The organism is Thermosynechococcus sp. M3746_W2019_013 (assembly GCF_015296045.1).
In the GTDB taxonomy this organism is placed as follows: domain Bacteria; phylum Cyanobacteriota; class Cyanobacteriia; order Thermosynechococcales; family Thermosynechococcaceae; genus Thermosynechococcus.
On the sequence record NZ_DVDW01000027.1, the window covers coordinates 1 to 20,579 of the forward strand.

The 20,579-nt window shown below is 53.9% G+C and carries 17 protein-coding genes and 1 tRNA gene; 11 read left to right on the top strand and 7 right to left on the bottom strand.

The window, feature by feature from the left end; translation table 11 throughout:
* Positions 1 to 90: 90 nt before the first annotated feature.
* Genes IGQ16_RS05205 through IGQ16_RS05215 form a run of 3 tightly spaced genes read left to right on the top strand, consistent with a single transcriptional unit; the run spans position 91 to position 1,495 of the window.
* On the top strand, positions 91 to 561 hold the full coding sequence (locus IGQ16_RS05205; RefSeq protein ID WP_024125375.1) for a thioesterase family protein: 471 nt from the start codon (positions 91 to 93) through the stop codon (positions 559 to 561).
* Positions 562 to 573: 12 nt separating this feature from the next.
* Entirely contained in the window at positions 574 to 900 is a 327-nt protein-coding gene (locus IGQ16_RS05210; RefSeq protein WP_297060496.1) for a 2Fe-2S iron-sulfur cluster-binding protein, read from the top strand.
* 4 nt (positions 901 to 904) lie between these two features.
* Complete coding sequence (locus IGQ16_RS05215; RefSeq protein WP_297060498.1) at positions 905 to 1,495, top strand: CPBP family intramembrane glutamic endopeptidase; 591 nt, start codon at positions 905 to 907, stop codon at positions 1,493 to 1,495.
* Positions 1,496 to 1,497: 2 nt separating this feature from the next.
* On the opposite strand, the gene IGQ16_RS05220 is transcribed toward IGQ16_RS05215, so the two are convergent.
* From IGQ16_RS05220 to IGQ16_RS05240, 5 genes are all read right to left on the bottom strand, one after another.
* Entirely contained in the window at positions 1,498 to 3,111 is a 1,614-nt protein-coding gene (locus tag IGQ16_RS05220; protein WP_024125372.1) for an HD family phosphohydrolase, read from the bottom strand.
* 61 nt (positions 3,112 to 3,172) lie between these two features.
* Positions 3,173 to 4,093 carry an NAD(+) kinase gene (locus IGQ16_RS05225; RefSeq protein WP_024125371.1) on the bottom strand — a complete coding sequence of 307 codons (921 nt, stop codon included), beginning with the start codon at positions 4,091 to 4,093 and terminating at the stop codon, positions 3,173 to 3,175.
* Between the two features lie 4 nt (positions 4,094 to 4,097).
* On the bottom strand, positions 4,098 to 5,654 hold the full coding sequence (kaiC, locus tag IGQ16_RS05230) for a circadian clock protein KaiC (RefSeq protein ID WP_011056334.1): 1,557 nt from the start codon (positions 5,652 to 5,654) through the stop codon (positions 4,098 to 4,100).
* Positions 5,655 to 5,729: 75 nt separating this feature from the next.
* The gene (gene kaiB / locus IGQ16_RS05235; protein ID WP_011056333.1) at positions 5,730 to 6,056 is read right to left on the bottom strand and encodes a circadian clock protein KaiB; all 327 of its coding nucleotides are present in this window, start codon (positions 6,054 to 6,056) and stop codon (positions 5,730 to 5,732) included.
* 5 nt (positions 6,057 to 6,061) lie between these two features.
* The gene (locus tag IGQ16_RS05240) at positions 6,062 to 6,913 is read right to left on the bottom strand and encodes a circadian clock protein KaiA (RefSeq protein WP_297040093.1); all 852 of its coding nucleotides are present in this window, start codon (positions 6,911 to 6,913) and stop codon (positions 6,062 to 6,064) included.
* A gap of 201 nt (positions 6,914 to 7,114) precedes the next feature.
* Between IGQ16_RS05240 and IGQ16_RS05245 the strand changes: the two genes are divergently transcribed.
* Complete coding sequence (locus tag IGQ16_RS05245; RefSeq protein WP_297060500.1) at positions 7,115 to 9,241, top strand: histidine kinase dimerization/phospho-acceptor domain-containing protein; 2,127 nt, start codon at positions 7,115 to 7,117, stop codon at positions 9,239 to 9,241.
* Here IGQ16_RS05245 and hemL read toward each other — a convergent pair.
* The gene (hemL, locus tag IGQ16_RS05250; RefSeq protein WP_315862939.1) at positions 9,232 to 10,467 is read right to left on the bottom strand and encodes a glutamate-1-semialdehyde 2,1-aminomutase; all 1,236 of its coding nucleotides are present in this window, start codon (positions 10,465 to 10,467) and stop codon (positions 9,232 to 9,234) included. The genes IGQ16_RS05245 and hemL overlap by 10 nt on opposite strands.
* Before the next feature lie 681 nt (positions 10,468 to 11,148).
* Here hemL and IGQ16_RS05255 point away from each other — a divergent pair.
* The 5 genes from IGQ16_RS05255 to IGQ16_RS05275 all read left to right on the top strand — a co-directional run bounded on the left by IGQ16_RS05255 (position 11,149) and on the right by IGQ16_RS05275 (position 18,800).
* Positions 11,149 to 11,385 (top strand): hypothetical protein, encoded by a 237-nt coding sequence (locus IGQ16_RS05255; RefSeq protein ID WP_024125367.1) that lies wholly within the window; start codon positions 11,149 to 11,151, stop codon positions 11,383 to 11,385.
* A 50-nt stretch (positions 11,386 to 11,435) separates the two neighbouring features.
* Positions 11,436 to 12,182, top strand: a complete 747-nt coding sequence (locus IGQ16_RS05260; RefSeq protein WP_367116115.1) for an A24 family peptidase — start codon at positions 11,436 to 11,438, stop codon at positions 12,180 to 12,182.
* 123 nt (positions 12,183 to 12,305) lie between these two features.
* Positions 12,306 to 14,981: an alanine--tRNA ligase gene (gene alaS, locus IGQ16_RS05265; protein WP_297060504.1), complete on the top strand. Its 2,676-nt coding sequence runs from the start codon at positions 12,306 to 12,308 to the stop codon at positions 14,979 to 14,981.
* Positions 14,982 to 15,014: 33 nt separating this feature from the next.
* On the top strand, positions 15,015 to 16,247 hold the full coding sequence (locus IGQ16_RS05270; protein WP_024125365.1) for an LL-diaminopimelate aminotransferase: 1,233 nt from the start codon (positions 15,015 to 15,017) through the stop codon (positions 16,245 to 16,247).
* 9 nt (positions 16,248 to 16,256) lie between these two features.
* Positions 16,257 to 18,800, top strand: a complete 2,544-nt coding sequence (locus tag IGQ16_RS05275; protein WP_024125364.1) for an O-antigen ligase family protein — start codon at positions 16,257 to 16,259, stop codon at positions 18,798 to 18,800.
* A 27-nt stretch (positions 18,801 to 18,827) separates the two neighbouring features.
* On the opposite strand, the gene IGQ16_RS05280 is transcribed toward IGQ16_RS05275, so the two are convergent.
* Positions 18,828 to 18,901 (bottom strand) — tRNA-Met (locus IGQ16_RS05280).
* A gap of 318 nt (positions 18,902 to 19,219) precedes the next feature.
* Between IGQ16_RS05280 and IGQ16_RS05285 the strand changes: the two genes are divergently transcribed.
* The gene (locus IGQ16_RS05285) at positions 19,220 to 19,825 is read left to right on the top strand and encodes a hypothetical protein (protein ID WP_297060505.1); all 606 of its coding nucleotides are present in this window, start codon (positions 19,220 to 19,222) and stop codon (positions 19,823 to 19,825) included.
* Between the two features lie 51 nt (positions 19,826 to 19,876).
* Positions 19,877 to 20,575 carry a response regulator transcription factor gene (locus tag IGQ16_RS05290; RefSeq protein ID WP_297060507.1) on the top strand — a complete coding sequence of 233 codons (699 nt, stop codon included), beginning with the start codon at positions 19,877 to 19,879 and terminating at the stop codon, positions 20,573 to 20,575.
* Positions 20,576 to 20,579 lie beyond the last annotated feature (4 nt).

Below are 20,579 nucleotides of genomic sequence, written 5' to 3' on the forward strand. Positions count from 1 at the left end.
TACCCTAATATTAACAATAAAGGCTGTGGCGTGTTTTTGCCGATGGCTGGTGTTGGACAACCCGATGGGATGGCGATGGAATGGCGATAGATGAATACACCACCCCTGCGCGACTATCAGCGCACGGTTCATTTTGCGGATACCGATGCGGCTGGGGTCGTTTACTTTGCCAATCTGCTGCGGTTTTGCCACGAGGCCTATGAGGATGCCCTTGCCCAGTTGGGGGTAGATCTGCGGCAATTTTTCAGCAACAGTGGCCTGATTGTGCCGATTACGGAGGCGCAGATGCGCTTTTTGAAACCCCTCTACTGTGGTGATCGCCTGCGGGTGACCATTGACCCCCAAAGACTGGATAGTAGCCGTTTTCAACTGGCCTATACTCTCTACAACGGGGCGGGGGATCGGGTAGCCATTGCCCAGACGCAGCACATTTGCCTGCAACTGCCCCAACGCCAGCGAGTAGCGATTCCTGATCCTGTGCGGACATGGTTGAAGTCTGCCCCCGAGGAAGCCAGCGATCGCGAGGATTCGGGGGATAATAGGGAAGATGTTGCGTCATAGCTCACTGCCAGAATGACCCAAACCTTTCGTGTTGAGATCCTGCACCAAGGGCAAACCTACACCTTTGAAGCCAGTGCCGATAAACCCATCCTGCAATCGGCCACCGCTGCGGGAATTGATCTTCCGAGTTCCTGTAATGCCGGAGTCTGTACCACCTGTGCTGCCCAAATTCAGGAGGGTACCGTGGATCACGGGGATGCGATGGGGCTGAGTCCCGAACTGCGGGAAAAAGGCTATGTCCTCCTCTGTGTGGCCCGCCCCTGCTCAGATTTGAAACTGATCTCGGAAAAAGAGGAAGAGGTCTATCACTTCCAATTTGGTCAGTTCCAGAAAGCGTAGGCCTATGGAGGAATTCCCCCTGCCCGATGAGCCCCTGAGTCGTACACAGGTCTTAGTGGCCATGGCGTTAACGGCCATCCTGTGGCTGATTTTGGCGCGGGTGTGGTTATTTACCCCCTTTTCTGGCGGACTTCTGCCGCTGCGCTGGGATGTCTGGGCAGTGGTTTTAGGGATTGCCCTCTGCCTAGGAATTACCGGCATCGGCGCTATTTTGTATCGCCTCTGGCCTGCCTACCGCCACGCGTCAGATACCTACCTGAAACTTGTGCTTTCACCACTGCTGTGGCCTGATCTGTTTTGGATTGGCATTCTGCCCGGCCTTAGTGAAGAGCTGCTCTTTCGCGGGGTGCTCCTACCGAGTTTGGGGCTCAACTGGGCAGGGATTATTGGCAGTTCTGTGTGCTTTGGCATTTTGCACGCTGGCTCCCGGCAGCAGTGGCCCTATGCCCTGTGGGCAACCATTGTTGGCGGATTCTTTGCCTATAGTGCCGTGGTAACGAATAATTTACTCTTAGCGATCGTTGCCCATACCTGTACCAATTGGCTGGCAGCTACGCTTTGGAGAGTCTCGTTTTTGCAATCGTCCGCCAATTAGCCCTAGCGCTGGTGCCCCAGCACCCGAAAGACCTCCTGCTGCTCAAAGAGTTCCACTAAATCGGGATTGATCTTAAATTCCTTGGCTTCCTGCCACAAAACCTCTAGGGCCTTATTCACTGGTAGGCTCTTTTTGTAGGGGCGATCCTTGGCTGTGAGGGCATCGTAAATGTCAGCGATCGCCAACATTTGGGTTTGGAGAGGAATTTCGGCTGCGCCAATACCCCGTGGGTAGCCACTGCCGTCCAAGCGCTCATGGTGACCATAGGCAATGATTGGCACATTTTTAAGATGGGGGGTCCAAGGAATACGGGCAAGAAACTGGTAAGTATAGGTCACGTGGGCTTCGATGATCCGTCGTTCCTGTTGGGTGAGATTGCCACGGCGCACCAAGAGTTGTTCAAGTTCAGTGGCCGTAATGAGGGGATGGAGTTCGCCATCAACGCCGCGATAATAAAACTGGGTCAATTCCTGCAGGCGGGCAAGGGGTTCTTCCTCTAGAATTCGCGGCTCATTGGCCTGCTCCAGCAATTGCCAGTAGTTCTCTAAGGTGTGCAGTTGTTGCTGGAGTTCTTGGTCGAGCTGTCGTAGAAAAGCGCAGTGCTGACACCCCTGTTCTGGGGTATGGAGCTGATGGGGATGGGAGAGTAAATAATTGACTTTAGCTTGAGCGGTTTCCATTTCCAGGGTGCGGCGGACAAGGGCAAAGCGTTGGCGAATGACCTCCAGTTGTTCGGGGTAAATTTTCTTTTGCTTGTTGAGAATCGCCTCCGGCACGCCCACCTTGCCAAAATCGTGGAGCAGGGCAGCATAGCGGATTTCCTGTAGCTGGCGATCGCTAAAGAAAACATCGCGAAAGACGCCCCTAGAGGTGGCACTGGTGATCTCGGCGAGGCGCACCGTCAGAGCTGCCACCCGTTCGGAATGCCCTGCGGTTACTGGATCCCGAGTCTCAATGGCTTGAACCGAAGCGGTGATAAATCCCTCAAAGAGCTGTTCAATACTTTCAAGTAAATGGTTGCGCTCAATAATCACAGCGGCCTGACTAGCCAGCGATCGCACAATGTGTTCTTCCCAAGGGCTATAGGGCTGGGTGAGAGCCACGCTGGTTTCCGGTGTCAGTAGGGTGTCGGGCGATCGCTTGCGGTTAATCAGTTGCAGAACGCCAATCACCTCACCACTGACATTTTGCATCGGCACCACCAGCACCGAACAGGTTCGATAGTGTAGGGCTTCATCAAAGGAACGATTGAACTGGTACATCTCGCTCCCCTTAAGGGCATACACATCGGCAATATTCAGCGATTCCCCCGTGAGAGCGGCATAGCCCACCAAGCTATCGGCGGTGAGGGGTACGGTATAGTCCTGCACTTGCTCAGGAAGGGTGACGCTATCGTTTTGAGCTGCCTTGAATTCCAGCACCGCCCGTTCGCGCTGAACTAGAAAAATCGTGCCAGCATCGCTAGCAGTAATTTGGCGACTTTTCGTCAGAATCAGATGCAGCAGTTCCTCTAGGGATTGACTGGCAGAGAGGGCAATCCCAATTTCTAACAACTGATCAACCAGGGCTTCCGCCTCTTGGCCAAGAACAGCGCGTTCAAAAGGACTGAGAATCATAACAAGGGTTGAGTGAGGAATGCCCCTAATTATAGAGACCTTCTGTGGGGGCGGTTGTGATCTAATTGCGGTGATTGTTGTGATAGGGAATCCGTGCCCCTGCCCAGGCCAACTTCTCCCGTAGGGTTTGATAAAAGGAGTAGTGATCCCGCAGGATGATAAAGCGAGCTTGACAATCGGCCATTGTCACCTGTACCCGCTGTCCTGGCCAAATGGAGGTAGCCAGTACGCCATCCATCCACAGCTTGGTATTGAGGCTGTGATCCTCCAACGGCCAAATGCTGACTGAGGAGCGCGCAGGCAAGACAATGGGGCGGCTAGAGAGACTCAAAGGGCAAATGGGCGTCACCACAAGGGCTTCCATCCCCGGGTGCAAAATGGGGCCATTGGCGGCGACCGTATAGCAGGTGGAGCCGGTAGGGGTGGCCACCAGTAACCCATCCCCTTGGTACTGATCCACAACATCGCCATCAATTTCCATCTCGAGGATGGCAGTGATCATGCGATCAGCAGAGGCCGGCTTAATGCACATTTCATTGAGGGCATAGTAGCGATCGCCCACCGCTTCAGGATGAGCCTTTGACCCCTCAAAAACCTGGGCCTGCAGCATCATCCGCTGTTGCATCGCGTACTCGTCCCGCTCAAGGCGCTCCCAAACCGCCTCCATATCGCGAAACAACTCCAGCGGCTCCGTCAAAAACCCCAAATGCCCCCCCACATTCACTGCTAGAATTGGAACCCCAGGCGCCGCTAGATGCCGTGCCGCGGCTAAGGAGGTGCCGTCTCCCCCCAGAACAACGGCCAGATCAATCGGCTCTGTCACTGAAGCCATAAAGACGGGGTAGGGGTTGTCCTTAGGCCCACTCGGCCCCACAAGCACATTGGCGCCACGCTGTTGCAGCTGACGGGAAGCGCGATCTGCCCATTCCTTGCTCTGGCGATCGCCCGCCTTGTGCACGACAATGACTTGGTTTAACTGCATGGGGCTACTCGCTCTCTAGATCCTGCATCCCCTTGGCAATTCGCGCCAGCTCTGTTTTCTCGTCCACGGAAATGCGGGTGGGGGTACCGCTAATAATCCCCTCAAAGTTGCGGAAGGAATCGCGGATTTCTGCCCCCTTCTCAGTGATCACATACTCCCGAATCCCCTTGTCGTGCCAAGAACCACGCATCTTAAAGACGTTAATTGCCCGGGACATCTCACCGCGGATTTCCACGTACTGCAAAAGCAAAATCGTATCTGTAATTGTGGAGATATGGGACTCGGTAATCGAGTTGGACCCCATAAACTGATCCGTGGTGTTGGTGAAAAAGCCAGTGATTTCCTCCTGTTTGGCAAATCCAGTAACCCCGATAACAAACTGCCGGAAGGCATTGTTACTCACCCCCCGCGCCAAGGCAGACAAAGAGTCAATGGCCACCCGTGAGGGCTTAAAGTCTGCAATCTCCGACTTGATAATTTGCAAGTGATCCTCAAGCCCCGCTGACTCTGGATAGGCACAAATGATCCGCAACAAACCCCGCCGTTCCAACTCCTCAAAATCAATGCCCCAAGAGGAGGCATTGCGCGACAACTGCGCCCGCGATTCTTCGTAGGCAAACAGCAGTGCCCGTTCTCCCTGTTGGCAGCCCGTCTCCAAGAATTTACTGACCAAGAGAGTCTTGCCAGTACCCGTAGCGCCCGTGGCCAAAATAATCGAATCCTTGAAGAAGCCACCGCCACACATCTCGTCGAGGGTCTTGACCCCTGAAGACACCCGCACATTCGATGAGCGCTGGGTCAGGCGCATGGCCCCCAACGGGAAGATGTTAATACCGTTGTTGATTGTAAAGGGATATTCCCCCTTCATGTGGGTGGTGCCCCGCAGCTTGAGAATTTCAACCGTGCGCCGCCGCCGTTCTCCCTCAAGAACATTACGCAAAATAACCACATTATCGGAGACAAACTCCTCAACACCAAAACGCGCCACAGGGCCGTATTCATCTACCCGCTCGGTGGTCATAATCGTGGTCACGCCCAGTTGCTTGAGGCGAAAAGCCAGGCGAAAAATTTCCCGCCGCACCACCGAGGCCGCATCGTATTGCTGGAAAACCGCTGTTACCGAATCAATGGAGACCCGGGTTGCTTTGTATTTGCGAATGGCATACTGAATGCGCTCAATCAGAGCAGATAAGTCAAAGTCACCAGCCACCTCTTGGCCATCGGGATCCGGAGAAGCATCCAGGATAAATAGCTTGCCTTGGTCAATCAGACTTTGCAGGTTCCAGCCAAAACTGAGGGCGTTTTTGATAATATCTTGGGGGGATTCTTCAAATGTAACAAATATACCTGGCTCATTAAAAATGGTAATGCCATTGTAGAGAAACTGAACTGCAAAAAGGGTCTTCCCTGTGCCTGAAGTGCCGCTGACTAAGGTGGTGCGTCCTTGGGGAAGTCCCCCATGGCTGATATCGTCAAAGCCCTCAATCATCGTCGGGATTTTCTTGACTTCCGCCGAGGACTGCTCCGTTGGACTGGACTGATGTTCGGGTAGGTTTGTCATAGAAGATTTTTAGATTCGGTATTGCACAAAAATTCCAAAAAGCTATTCTAAGCTGAGAGACTCTAAGAACTGTGCCTATTCCAAGCCTAAGTCATCCTCGGCTTGGTCACCAATCTCTTCATACAAGAGATCTAAGCCAATGAGCACCTTCTCACGATTGGACAAGTCCCCAATAATACGGCGTACAGGGGGCGGTAGGACTTTGGCAAGGGTAGGCGTGGCCAAAATTTTATCTTCCTCAGCCAGTTGGGGATTTTTGAGGACATCGATTACCTTGAGGGCATAGACTCCCTTAAATTCTTTTTCAAGAATGTTATTGAGAGTTTTTAGAGCCCGCACTGAGTTGGGTGTGTTACCGGCAACGTATAGCTTGAGAACATAGGTTTTCCGCAAGGGGGCCATCGGCATTACACCTCCCGCGGAATGGAACGACGATACATCTCGCACAGATGGGCGATCACATCAATCAGCGTCAGGCGATAGTCGAGCAAAATGTCCTCACTGCGGCCTTCGAGTTTGAGTTGCTTGGAGAAGTTATCCATGAGTTCGACGTGAATCTCTAGCACTTGGGAAACAGAAATATCTGCGAAGAATGCTTTACTAACAAACTCGTCAATGCGCTCATTAACTTTGGCATCGGTGTTAAAGTATTCAAGGACAATGGTACGATAAATTGAGCGCAATTCGTCCAGCAGTTTGCGTTTATCGGCAGGGGACATCCGTCGGAAAAAAAATGCTGTATCTCGTTTGTAATACACCCCCAGGTAGCCGAGTCGCTCCTTCAATTTTTGGGAAAGACGATGCTGGGGGTCAACATTACTGCTCTCTTTGAGGGCTGGCATGCGAAACAGGACATGGGGCGGCACTGCACATCCCGGACAGAGCTTGACAAAGCCTGTGATGGCTTCCTCAATTTGACGGTTGAGCTGATCCAGCTGATCGGTTGTCAAAATCACTTCAGCAATGTGATAGTGGGGACCGACGGGTGGAGGGGCTGGTGTGGCTGGGAAAATGAGGATGGCGGGCAATAGGGTGGCGCTGTGGTGAAGATAGGTAATGATTTGCGGAGTCCCCTCTCCCCATTCTAAAATTAAACAAGCGATGCTATTGCGCCGTGCCTCTAAATAGTTACAAAACTCCCTCTCGCTTGAAAAGTAAACCAGCTCATCAATATCAGAGGTGTGCAAACGAACGAGTTCTTGGCCAATAGCGGGCGAGTAAACTAAGCCACAAATTGTTAGTGCGGTTGACTGCGCCACGTGCTTTCAGAACTGGAGTTTGCATCTGATAGCATCCTATCACTTTCCCGCAGGTGGTGACAGGGTCTTCTGGAGGCCTGTTGCCATTTCATTACAAGCTTAGGCTCGCCAGTACAAAACACACTCAACAATGGAAAAACCAGTGGCAGGGCATCCTATCTCCTTATTTGATGTACCCCAGTTCAGAAAAGGACTGTATCCATGAATTCCCTCTCCCTAGCGAGCTTTACTGAACCGGCAATGGCGGTGGGGGCCGGTCTGTCTCTCAAGGAGGTGTATCAGCGTTGGCAAGAAACCCTCCCAGAAACGATCGTCGTTGTGGATGAGGGGCAAAAACCTGTGGGGGTGGTGCAGGGCTGGGGGTTGGCTTTGAGTTTGGAGCGGGAAGGGACGTTAGCCGACTTCGCGGTAGGCAGTGTGACGGCTCCTTGGCGATCGCCCGTGGTGGGGGTACCGGCAGTGTGGACGCTATTGCAGTTTCAGGAATGGCTGCGCACTCAAGCCCAGATGCCCCCCTATATTGCGGTTGTGGATGCACAGGAGTGCTTTGTGGGACTGCTGGATCAGCGACGCTTGCTCTATCATTGGGCCTGCCAGCCCCCTTTGCCTTGGCTGGCAGTGATTGAACAATTGCCTTTGCCAGTACAAATTCAAAACGCCCAAGGGAGAGTGATTTGGCAAAATCATGCTTGGTCAGAATACTTAACTGACTTTTTGCCGCTGGTACAGACTAAATTTGAGGGCATGAGTTGTCAGGCACTAGAGGGGCGATCGCTCTGGCAGGTGTGCTCATTTCCCTTGAATTTAATGTCGTTGGACTGGGAGAGAGCACAGAGCAGTGTGGCGATCGCTAGCGATCGCTATTGGGTATTTTTTGCCCAACAGCGCCAAGAGGCTGATCCAACGACCCCCACCCGCTTGCAGCAACTCCGCCTCCATCAGCAAAAGCGCCTCCTCCTGAGCTTGGGACATGAACTCAAAAACCCCCTAACGGCAATCCTCGGCCTTACCCAACTCCTGTGGCAACACCCCCTACCCGAGCAACAGGACTACCTTGCCCTAATCCAGCGTAGCGGTTGGCAAATGAATCGCCTCATTCAGGCATGGCAGGACTACACCCGCGCCCTCTGGCGAGAGTTGGAATTGCAATGGGAAACTGTAGAACTGGCGGATTTGTGGTTGCGATCGCAGGAGTTGGCGGAGCATCTCTACAATCTGACCCCGCCGAGTTGGCATTGGCAAATTGATCAGCCCTTGAGTCATGTCTACCTCTGGGGCGACGCTTTGCGGCTACGGCAGATTCTTGGCCATCTCCTAGGGTGGCTGATGCTCTTTCCCAGCGATCGCTATGGACTGCGCTTGAGTCGCTGGCAAAATTGGCTGGCGTTGCAACTGTGGGAAGAGGGACATGGTATTCCTCTTCAGGATCACGATCGCCTGCTACACGAATGTCTCGAGGACTACGCCGAAGTAACAATGGGGCTGATGCTAGCCCACCAACTCTGTCGTCTCCACAATGGTGAGCTTTCCTTTATCGCCCAAGCCGATCGCTGGAGTGAGTGGACAGTGCTGCTGCCCTTTAGGGAGGAACTTCCCCCTGAATTGCCCACTACAGCTCAATTGATCCTTTTAATCAGTAATGATGCCACGTGGATCATGCACACCACTGCCGCATTGCGAGACAGCCATTACGGATATATGGTCGCTCGCCATCCCCTTGAAGCGCTGGATAAGCTGGAGCAACTGCAACCCACAGCAATTATCGTCCGCCCCGCCAGTAGTCTCATTCTGGCTGATGTGGTTGAAAGTCTTGCCACCAGTCCCTTCACTGCCACTGTGCCGTTGATCATCCTCTCCGATGAGGCCACTCCTTTGGGCCTGACCGGTTTTGTGCAACGGCTGCCCTTGAGTAGTCATCCCAGTCTGCTGATCGATGTCCTCGATCGCTGGTGTTTTCCGCGACTGACTTCTCCAGCGGCAAAACCAACCTTTGAGCATCCCCCCCTGAATCAGACGGTACTTCGCCTCGGTTTACTCCATGAAATTAGTCTACCCCACCTGCGGCTTCTCGAAGCAGAAGACCTTGAACAGGCCGATCTCTTGGTGGATATTTGGCAGCCTGACGTTCTGATTTGGGACTTGCCCGCTGCGGAAGTCCCCCATCTGGAGAATCACCCCAAAGTGCGAAAACTCCCCGTGATTACCTTGGCAGAAGATAGCAGCCGAGCCATTCATCAATTGGGAGATGTCATGGTCTTTCCCTGCCTCAACCTTGAGGACTTAATGGATGTGGTGCTCCTTGCTGCAACGGTAAAGACTCAAAGCTGACTCAGGACTGTCCGCGCCGCCGCAATGGTGCGCTCAATATCCGCCTCCGTATGGGCAAGGGAGGTAAAGCCCGCTTCAAACTGGGATGGCGCAAGGTAAATCCCCTGCTCTAGCATGCCGCGGTGGAAGGCAGCAAACTTTTTCAAATCGGACTGCTTGGCTTGATCATAGTTGGTCACCGGACCAGCGGTGAAAAAGAGGCCAAACATACCACTGATGTGCCCACCACACACCTCGTGGCCAAACTCCCGGGCAGCGTCTAAAAGTCCCTGTACCAGCTTGCCCGTGATCCGATCCAAGTACTCATAGCTGCCGGGGCGGCTGAGAATTTCCAGGGTTTTAATGCCCGCTGTCATTGCCAAGGGATTGCCGGAGAGGGTACCCGCTTGATACACAGGCCCCGCAGGCGCCACCATCTTCATAATGTCAGCGCGACCACCATAGGCACCCACGGGCAGACCACCGCCAATCACTTTTCCGAGGGTAGTTAGATCCGGTGTGACCCCAAATTTTTCTTGGGCACCGCCATAGGCAATGCGAAAGCCCGTCATCACTTCGTCAAAGACCAAGAGGGCGCCATATTGTTTCGTCAGCTCCCGCAGTCCTTCGAGAAAGCCCGCATCGGGGGGAATAAAGCCAGCATTGCCAACCACGGGTTCAAGGATCACACCCGCAATATCATTGGGATACTGTTCAAAGAGGCGAGTGACCGCTTCCAGATCGTTGTAGGGCGCCGTTAATGTTGCGGCGGTGGTTGCTTTCGGCACGCCGGGAGAATCGGGTAAACCCAAGGTGGCGACGCCTGACCCCGCCTTGACCAAGAACATATCAGCATGGCCGTGGTAGCAGCCTTCAAATTTGATCACTTTTTCCCGCTGGGTATAGGCACGCATTAGCCGCAGCACTGCCATACAGGCTTCGGTTCCGGAATTCACAAAGCGCACCATCTCAACGCTAGGGACAGCGGCAATCACCATTTCCGCCAAGATATTCTCAAGCAGGCAGGGGGCACCAAAGCTAGTTCCCTTTTCGAGGGCGGCATGGAGGGCGTCAATGACTTCAGGATGGGCATGGCCAACGATCGCGGGTCCCCAAGACCCCACATAGTCAATGTATTGGTTGCCGTCCACATCCCAAATGTGGGCACCCCTGACGTGATCAAAGACAATGGGCTGGCCGCCGACGGACTTGAAGGCACGCACAGGTGAACTGACGCCACCGGGCATGAGTTTTTGGGCAGCGGCAAAAATTTCTTGGGATTTGGTGGTCTGAAAAACAGTCGTGGTCAACGTCAACTCCCTCAAGCATTGGCGTGCTCACAGTATTATAGGCAATTCTTCTGCTCCTTAACCCCACAAGGGCACATGTTGCAATTCTTTACGGTCTTGGCGGTTGATTTATGGCTTTTGGGAGAATCACACTGGATTTTTAGCCACAGCACAGCTATCTTTACAAGAGGTCTATTGTCGTCCACGCCACTTCTGCCAACTTTCTCCATCTTCTCCCACTGAATTACTCCTCTACGGTGGCAACTAGTCTTCATGCCCACACATGGCTGGAACCAGGGGAGTGTATTTGGCCTCAACCCAAGCCCGTGCAAGTCATGCTTCCCCTCAAGGAATCCTTGCTAAATCAGCACTTCAGCATAGCAATAGCGATCGCGGGGGTCTTGGCATGATGAAACAACCAATTCTTTAGTAATACTCTCCTCAGGTGATTTCCCAGGGAAGACGTCCTCGCTCTGTGGTAGCTCTATCTCTCCCTTGGTGAAGAGAAGATCATCAATTTTCAGGCGGCGGATTTCAGATCTGCTTTTGCATAGGCGGAGCACTTGGTGAGAACTAAATGGTTGACTTAAAGCCAAACATCACCGTTTCTCATTGTTCGATTGCCGAGGAGTGGGGCAGATGCCAGTTTTGCAAACCATGGAAACCGTTGATACCCCCCTATTAGCCGCTGCTCAATCCATCTATAATCTCTACCAGCAGGTTCATGGGGCAAAAACGGTGCCTGCAGGTGTTGCTATTAATCGGCAAACCCTACGGGGTTATGTGCTGTTTACTAGCCAGCCAGTCCTGCTGCCCCAAGAATGCTTTATTCCCTACGATCATCTGCCGGAAGTAACACGCCTATCAATGCACTAACTGTTTTGACCTTTGCCAGCTACTGCTTTGTTTTTGGCCTTGGGGCAGCGGTGGGAAGCTTTCTCAATGTTGTGATCTACCGTGTGCCAAGGGGGCGATCGCTCCTCTATCCACCGTCTCGCTGCCCGATCTGTTTGACAACGCTCAAGCCCTGGGACAATATCCCGATTTTGGGCTGGCTATTCCTGCGGGGGCAATGTCGGTATTGCCATGCGCCAATTTCTTGGCGGTATCCTGCGATTGAGCTGTTGACGGCACTGCTTTATGTCCTGATTGTGGCTGTCAGTGGTTGGCAGGGGCAAACGCTGGTGCTGTGGCTGCTGAGTGCATGGCTCTTGGCCTTGGCCTTGATTGATCTTGATACGATGACGCTGCCCCATCCCCTGACGAAGTGGGGGTTGATCACTGGGTTGCTCGTGAGAGGCTTAACCACGGGTCTAGGAGGACTTACAGAGGGGATCATTGCCGCAGTGATTGGCATTTGGCTTTTTGATCTGATCCGCTGGGGGGGAGCGATCGCCTTTCATCAAGAGGTAATGGGCGGCGGAGACGGTAAACTAGCAGCGATGATCGGCGCTTGGCTGGGTTGGCAGGGGCTGCTTGTTACGTTTTTTTTGGCCTGTGCCCTCGGTGGCCTCATGGGGGGATTCGGTATTGCCCTGGGTTGGATTCAGCGCCGCCAGCCCATTCCCTTTGGCCCTTTTCTAGCAGTGGCGGCCATCTTTAGCGGTCTCTTTGGCCGCCAATTGATTCATCTTTACCTGGAAACCTTTTTACGCGGCGTGTTTGTTCCCTAAGCGAATGCCATGGAGGTAGAGACTTCAACTTGGCGATCGCCTATGGATTTCACATCCAAGACAATCCAGTATGATGGAATAGTATTTTTGCCGTTTATTACGCTCCGTTGAGACTTCGCTCCAATGACCTCCTCCCCCTCTGCGTCGGCGATCACTGCTCTCACCGGTGATCAAATTCGCCAGAAATTCCTCGATTTCTATGCGGCCAAAGGACACACCATCTTACCGAGTGCGTCCCTGATTCCTGAGGATCCAACGGTGCTGCTGACGATCGCTGGCATGCTCCCCTTCAAGCCAATTTTCCTCGGTCAAGAAGCGCCGAAGGTGCCCCGCGCCACCACCGCTCAAAAATGTCTGCGCACCAATGACATTGAAAATGTGGGTCGCACCGCTCGCCACCACACGTTCTTTGAAATGCTGGGCAACTTTAGCTTTGGCGACTACTTCAAGGCGGAGGCCATTGTTTGGGCATGGGAGCTGATGACCACGGTTTATGGTTTAGCTCCGGAACGCCTCTTGGTGAGCGTCTTTGAAAATGACGATGAGGCCTATGACATTTGGCATCGCCAAGTGGGCTTACCCAAGGAGCGCATCCAGCGCATGGGCGAGGAGAGCAACTTTTGGACGGCGGGGCCGACGGGTCCCTGTGGCCCTTGTTCTGAGATTTACTACGACTTCTATCCAGAAAAGGGGCTAGCTAACGTTAATCTCGATGACGATGGCCGCTTCATCGAACTCTACAACTTAGTGTTCATGGAGTTGAACCAAGACGACCAAGGTCGCCGTACCCCCCTCAAGGCGAAAAACATTGATACCGGTATGGGCTTGGAGCGGATGGCGCAGGTGCTCCAAGGGGTGCCCAACAACTACGAAACGGACTTAATTTTCCCAATTATTGAGGCAGCCGCGCAGCGAGCCGGGATTCAGTACCACAAAGCCAATGCCAGCACCCAAACCTCCCTCAAAGTGATTGGTGATCACACCCGTGCGGTGGTTCATCTCATTGCCGATGGTGTCACTGCCAGTAATGTGGGGCGTGGCTATGTCCTGCGGCGGTTGATTCGGCGGATTGTGCGCCATAGTCGGCTGTTGGGAATCAATGGGCTGGTAACCCCTGATCTTGCTCAAGTGGCGATTGATCTGGCTGCCCCTGTCTATCCCAATGTCCGCGAGCGGCAGGCAGTCATTCTCAGCGAGCTCCAGCGGGAGGAGGAACAGTTTCTCAAAACCTTGGATCGGGGTGAGAAGCTCTTGGCGGAGATGCTGTCTCCCCTGAAGAAGGCTAAGGGCAAAAAACGCAGTCAACCGCAACTGGCAGGGCGCGATGCCTTTGTTCTTTTTGATACCTATGGCTTCCCATTGGAGTTGACCCAAGAGATTGCCGCAGAGCAAGGTATTGGTGTGGATGTGGCTGAGTTTGAAGCCTGTATGGCGGAGCAGCGACAACGTTCCCAAGCAGCCCACGAAACTATTGATATTACCGTTCAGGAGGGGATTGATTCCCTGGCGGATCAACTGCATCCTACGCAGTTTCGCGGCTATGACGAGTTTAGTTTGACAACGACAGTAACAGCGATTTTGGTGGCGGGTCATCCGGTAACAACGGCAACGGCAGGAACGGAAGTGCAGGTGATCCTTGAGGAAACCCCCTTTTATGCCGAATCAGGGGGTCAAATTGGCGATCGCGGGTACTTGGCCGGCAGTGATGCCCTGGTGCACATCCACGATGTGCAAAAGCAAAAGGAATTGTTTGTTCACTACGGCAAAGTGGAGCGCGGTAGCCTAAAGGTGGGCGATCGCGTGACTGCACAAATTAATCTCAGTTGTCGGCGGCGGGTACAGGCGCACCACACAGCAACGCACCTCTTGCAGGCGGCCTTGAAAAAGCTGATTGACGAGAACATTTCCCAAGCGGGGTCACTGGTGGCCTTTGATCGGCTGCGCTTTGACTTTAATTGTCCCCGTGCCCTGACCCGTGAGGAGCTGCAACAGATTGAAGATCAAATTAACGCCTGGATCAGCGAAAGCCACACCACCCACACTTATATCATGGCCCTGAAGGAAGCCAAGGCCAGGGGAGCGATCGCCATGTTTGGCGAAAAATATGGTGAGCAGGTGCGAGTTCTCGATATTCCCGGTGTCTCTATGGAACTCTGTGGTGGCACCCATGTCCACAACACCGCTGAAATTGGCCTCTTTAAGATTGTGAGTGAAAGTGGGGTGGCCGCTGGAATTCGTCGCATTGAAGCCATTGCTGGCCCGGCGGTGCGTGACTATTTGCAACAGCGCGATAGCATTGTCCGCGAGCTGTGCGATCGCTTCAAAGCCAAACCGGAAGAGGTTCTCGACCGCATTAGCCAACTACAAGCAGATCTCAAAGCCCAGCAAAAGGCACTGGAACACCTCAAAGCGGAACTGACCCTCGCCAAGACCCAAGCCCTCTTGGAGCAGGCTGAAGCCGTCGGCAATACCCACCTTCTCATTGCCTCACTGGCGGGCGTGGATCCCCAAGGGCTAAAAACCGCCGCCGAGTGGCTCCTAAATAAATTGGGTAGTGGAGCTGTGGTGTTGGCCACTCAACCTGCTGCTGACAAAGTGAACCTCTTAGTAGCTGCCAGTCAGGATATTGTGCAGCGGGGTGTGCATGCCGGTCAACTAGTCGCAGAACTTGCCCAAGTCTGTGGCGGGCGCGGTGGGGGGCGTCCCAACTTTGCCCAAGCGGGGGGATCTCAACCGGAAAAATTGGCCGAGGCGCTGGAATTGGCGCACTCTCGCCTGAAAGGGATTCTCGAATCCTGATATATTGACCTTCTGTTCCCACTCAACCGCACTATGGCCTTTGTTAACGCAAACTACCTCAAACTCAAAGCGGGGTATCTGTTTCCAGAAATTGCCCGCCGTGTCAATCAATTTTTGCAAGCCCATCCCGATGCTCCCCTGATTCGCCTAGGGATTGGTGATGTCACCGAACCACTGCCGGCGGCCTGTCGCCAGGCGATGATCAAAGCCGTCGAAGAAATGGGCGATCGTGCCACCTTCAAAGGCTATGGCCCTGAGCAGGGGTATCCCTGGCTGCGGGAAAAAATTGCTGCCCACGACTTCCAATCGCGGGGCTGTGACATTGATGCCAGTGAAATTTTTATCTCTGATGGCTCCAAGTGCGACACCGGCAATATCCTGGACATTTTTGGCAGCAACAACCGCATTGCCGTTACAGACCCCGTCTATCCCGTCTATGTGGATACCAATGTCATGGCAGGGCATACGGGCGAAGCCAATGAACGGGGGGAGTACGCTGGACTGGTCTATTTGCCAATTACCGCTGAAAACCACTTCACTGCCATGCTACCCAGTGAACCTGTGGACTTAATCTACCTCTGCTTCCCCAACAACCCCACCGGTGCAGTGGCCCCGCGGGAGCATTTGCAGGCCTGGGTAGACTATGCCCGTGCCCACAAAGCAATCATCTTCTTCGATGCTGCCTACGAAGCCTTTATTACCGATCCGGCTATTCCCCACTCGATCTATGAAATCCCCGGTGCCCGCGAGTGCGCCATTGAATTCCGTTCCTTCTCCAAAAATGCCGGCTTTACGGGAACCCGCTGCGCTTTTACCGTTGTGCCCAAGGATCTCAAGGGAGAAACCAGCGGTGGTGAAGTGGTGCAGCTCTGGTCGCTTTGGCTACGGCGACAATCCACGAAGTTTAATGGCGTCTCCTATATTGTGCAGCGGGGCGCCGAAGCCGTCTATTCTGAAGCCGGCCAAGCCCAAGTACGGGAATTGGTGACCTTTTATATGGAAAATGCCCGTCTTATCCGCGAAAAACTGACCCAAGCAGGCTTTGAGGTCTATGGCGGTGTCAATGCCCCCTACGTTTGGCTGAAGACACCTGCCGGTATGGGTAGTTGGGACTTTTTCGATAAATTGCTGCACACCTGCTTTGTAGTGGGTACTCCCGGTGCTGGCTTCGGGGCCGCGGGCGAGGGTTATCTGCGTCTTTCGGCCTTCAATAGCCGCGAGAATGTGGTTGAGGCCATGGACCGCGTCGTGGCAGCCTTTACTTGAGGAGACTGGATGAGCCAGGGGGAAAGCTGGCAGGAAAAAGCCGCTAGGCAAGAGGGGATATTGCTGGGGCTCCTCAGCGCAGCCGGCTATGCCCTTTTTACCCTTCTGCCGGACAGTCACAGCCTAATGGTGGCTTGGCCTTGGGTACTCCTGTGGCAAGCGGCAGTGGGGGTGCCTCTCCTTTGGTTTTTGCAGGTGTTGGCCTATCAACGGCGGGTGCAGCCCTTGGGGAATGGCTTTGATGGCGTGGTGCTGTTACTCCTGTTGGCATTGGGGATTTCCGGAACCCTGAGTGCCTTTCCCAATCAGGCTCGCTGGTATGGCTGGGCACTCTTGGGGGGAATCGCTGTCCTTTATCCCCTAGGGGCTTGGTTGCGCACTCCAGAGCGACGCTGGCAAATCGTGGGCTTTCAAGGCTATCTCACTGCCCTCGTGATCCTTGTCAGTTTAAGTCTTTGGTTGGGCACAACGATCGCCACGGCAATTTTCGATACCCCCCAAGGATTACCCCCCCACCTCAATGGGGACAGTTTGGAACTCCGCAACTGGGCACCCTTTGGCCACCAAAACTATGTGGCGGGCTATCTGCTGCTAGCGTTACCTTTGGTGGGACTTTTGGCCATTGAAGCAGAAGCCAGTGAACCGTGGTGGCGATCGCGCCCATTTTGGATTGCCGTGCTGCTTTTGGGTCTAGTCACCCTCTACACCACATTTTCACGGGGGGGCGGCCTCGGCTTGCTGGCAATGGTGATTCCCCTTGGGGTGGGTTGGATTTGGCACTATCGCCGCCAGCGCCGCTCTGGGTGGGGATTCTTGGCTTTGGTGGGCTTAGCGGTGGTTGCTCTGGCCAACGATCGCCTCCGACGCAGCTTAGCGGCTCTTTTGCAGGGCGGACAAGGGAGCGAACTGGCCTACCGCTGGATTACCAGTATGGTTGGCTGGCGCATGGGAGCTGCCCACCCTCTTAGGGGGAATGGCTTGGGCAGTGTGCCCCTCTGGTATCAGCACTATCGTCCGGGCTGGGCTGGCCGCGAAGCGGAGTGGATTTATCAGCTCCACAGTACTCCTGTGCAACTGTGGGCAGAGCTGGGGATTGGTGGGACAGCCGCTTTGGCTTTAGGGGTAGGGCTCCTCGTCTATTGGGGCAGCCGCTACCGTCGCTGGTGGCCGAACTTAGAAGAGCGGGAACAACGGCTGGCGATCGCCCTCTACCTCGCCCTTTGGGGCTATGGGGTTCTCAGTCTCACGGATTTTCAGCTCGATAACGTCGGTATTGGTGGTCTCTTTCTGATTGAACTGACACTCCTAACCACCCTGATTCGCAGTGGTCAAGGTCAAATCCCTCCCGAGCGGTTACGAACCCGCTGGGCACTCTCTCTGGTGGCTGCTGGTCTGGGGATCACCGTGGCAATGGCGGCTTGGCTCACCCCCATCCATCGCGCTTGGAGCAGCAGCAGCGAAGGCTTCCTAGCACTTTTGACGCGCCCCCCCGACTGGAATCAATTTAGCGAAAAGCTCTTCCATGCCCAGGAACTCGCCCCTTGGGAACCCTACTATCCGCTGCAACTGGGCTGGAACTATGGTCAACGAGCCATGATGACAGATAACCCCACGGCCCAGGGCAATCTCTTGCGTACTGCCATCCTGGAGTTTGAGAAGGGCATTGCCCTGTCTCCCCACCTTGAGTTTGGCTATAGTAATCTGGCATGGCTTTACTGGCGCAGTGGCAATTTTGCAGCAGCAATTCCTACCTTTGTGAAAGCGGCTCAATTGGTACCCGCTAAACGGGGGAATTTTCTGGGACTAGGCTTAGCCCTCATTGGTGCTGATCAACCCCAACTTGCCACCCAAGCCTTGACCCTTGAGGTGCTGCGCCATCCCATCTTCATCACCAGTCCAGCTTGGCGGGTGGCCCCTTTGGCGCCCTTTTACCAACCAGTTCTGAAGGCGGTCACGGAGCGCTATCGTCAGCTAGGGCAAGAAATTCCCAGCGATCGCCCTGCCGGAAACTATGTGCGTCAGGTGTCAACCCTGCTGCGCTGGTGGCAAGGGGAATTGCCCTCGGCTGCTGACCCCCTCGCTGTGTGGCTGCGCCCCTTGGCCAACCCCAGGGAGACAACACTCAAGGCTCCCACAACGCTGGCAGTCTTTCTCAAGGCGTGGGCTGCCCCCAACAACCGCCGTGACCTCTTGGCCTCCATTTGGTCGGGTAGCCCAGAGCAACTGGAACAACTCGTGCGCTCCATGACTGGTCAGCCAACCCCCCTTGATTGGCTGCGTTCTGCAGCACCTGCCGTTGCCATTACCTATACCCGCGCCGGTTTTGGCGTGAATAGCCGCCACATTGATGGCCCTCAACCCACAGACTTTTTCATTGCCATTGACAACTTGCCGATGGTAACTCTGTTTGCACCGCTGTGGCCAGACAACTACTTTTTGCCCGAACTGGATCAAGCGCTAGAGGGCGATCGCCAGCGTCTTATTGCTGCCCTGCACCAAATCAAGGCCGACACCCATGCATCAGCCGGGCACAAAGACATCGAGAGTCAGTAGGCTCTGGGATTCGTCTAAAACTTGAAATGGCGGGGCATGGATTTGAACCATGGACCTTCGGGTTATGAGCCCGACGAGCTACCAGACTGCTCTACCCCGCGTTGCTTTAGCTTATTTAGCATAGCGTATTGTCTAGGGGCTTGGCAAGCGATCGCCAGCGGATTGACAACCCTTTTTTGCATAGAACGGGCTCAAAACAGCAAAAGCTCCAATTGAAAAGAATTTCATCCCCTTGAGCTATCCCCTGTTTTAGAAACAGCGCCATCAGTAAATAAAATACTATACTATTGAAGAAATAGATTATTTTAATTATCTGACTCAGACTAAATGTAGCAGCGCTAACTTACAAAACCCGCAAAAGTAAATAAATTATTAAAGTGAATTATTAAAGTGGGCTTGTTGAGCTTACTCCTTTAACCATGTGCCTACCTCCTCCGCTCCTCAGTACACTCCAAGAAATCTATCAACACCAAGCCTCAATGCTCTCTGAGAGCCCCCTGCCAACCGAAAACCAGCTTCTGCTTCTGATTGAGGCACTCCCAGAAGCAACCCGTGCCACCCTAGCAACACTGCTGATGTGCCACTCTCAGACTAAGGCGTCTGTGCCCATCAACTTGGCCTACCTCTTGACACTAGAGGGTGAAATCCTCAATCTACTTGGTGTGACATCCCCAGTACGCCCTCTGTTGACGCCGCCAGGCCTACAGAGGCTGCAAAACTATCTGCCATGGTTTAGGAAGGCTAGCCAGATTGTCCAGAATCACCTCGGTTGCGACCTTGTGCGCAATTACTGGTTGATTAGCCGCCCTAACGATCCCTGGCTGCGCACCATTCGGGTTGAGATCTTTTACAATGAGCAAGGGTCTGCTCCCGATCGCTGCCTCAACGAGGAGCAGCAAGATCTGTTACAAATGTGGTTAGAGCAATTTATTCTCTACTGCTATCGCCTTTTACCCACGCTCCCAGCAGAGGCAATGGCAGCAGGAATTCCTGTTCCTCCTCAATTGCTACAAGCAGCGGCCTAACTCAAAAAGACCTTGCTCAAACTTTGGTGTCCGTCGGCCATCAATTGAATTGTGGAGCACATTCTGCTACTAGAGGATGAAACGGAACTAGCCGACCCCTTAGGTCACATCCTACGTCAAGAGGGCTACCACGTTGACGTGGCCTATGATGGTGAAACGGCTCAAGCCTACTGGCAAAGGCAGCGCCCCTACCACCTATTGATTTTGGATTGGATGGTACCCCCGCCCACAGGGCTAGAACTCTGTCAACGATGGCGCCAAGCAGGTGATGAGACCCCCGTTCTCTTTCTCACTGCTCGAGATACAGTCGATGACCGGGTATGCGGTCTGGATGCCGGTGCCGATGATTATTTGGTGAAGCCCTTTGAACTACGGGAATTGCTAGCACGGGTACGGGCACTGCTGCGACGGCGGCATGCGATGGGGTGTACAGCCCCCATTCTTTGCTGGCAGGATTTGCGTTTAGATGTTGAAGGTCGTTTGCTCTACCGGGGACAACAGTGCATCTGCCTGTCGGAAAAGGAAACGGCACTTTTGGCGCTCTTCCTCAAGCACCCGACGGAACTGCTCAGCCATGAATTGATTGCCAGTCAACTGTGGCCGGATCAGCCCTGTGTCAATCGCAACCTATTGGCAGCCCAGATTCGGCTCCTACGCCGCAAAATTGAGCACAGGGATGAACCCTCCCTGATTCAAACGGTCTATGGTCAAGGCTATCGGCTACGCCCAGTTGCTGCACCTGAAAGCTAAGGCC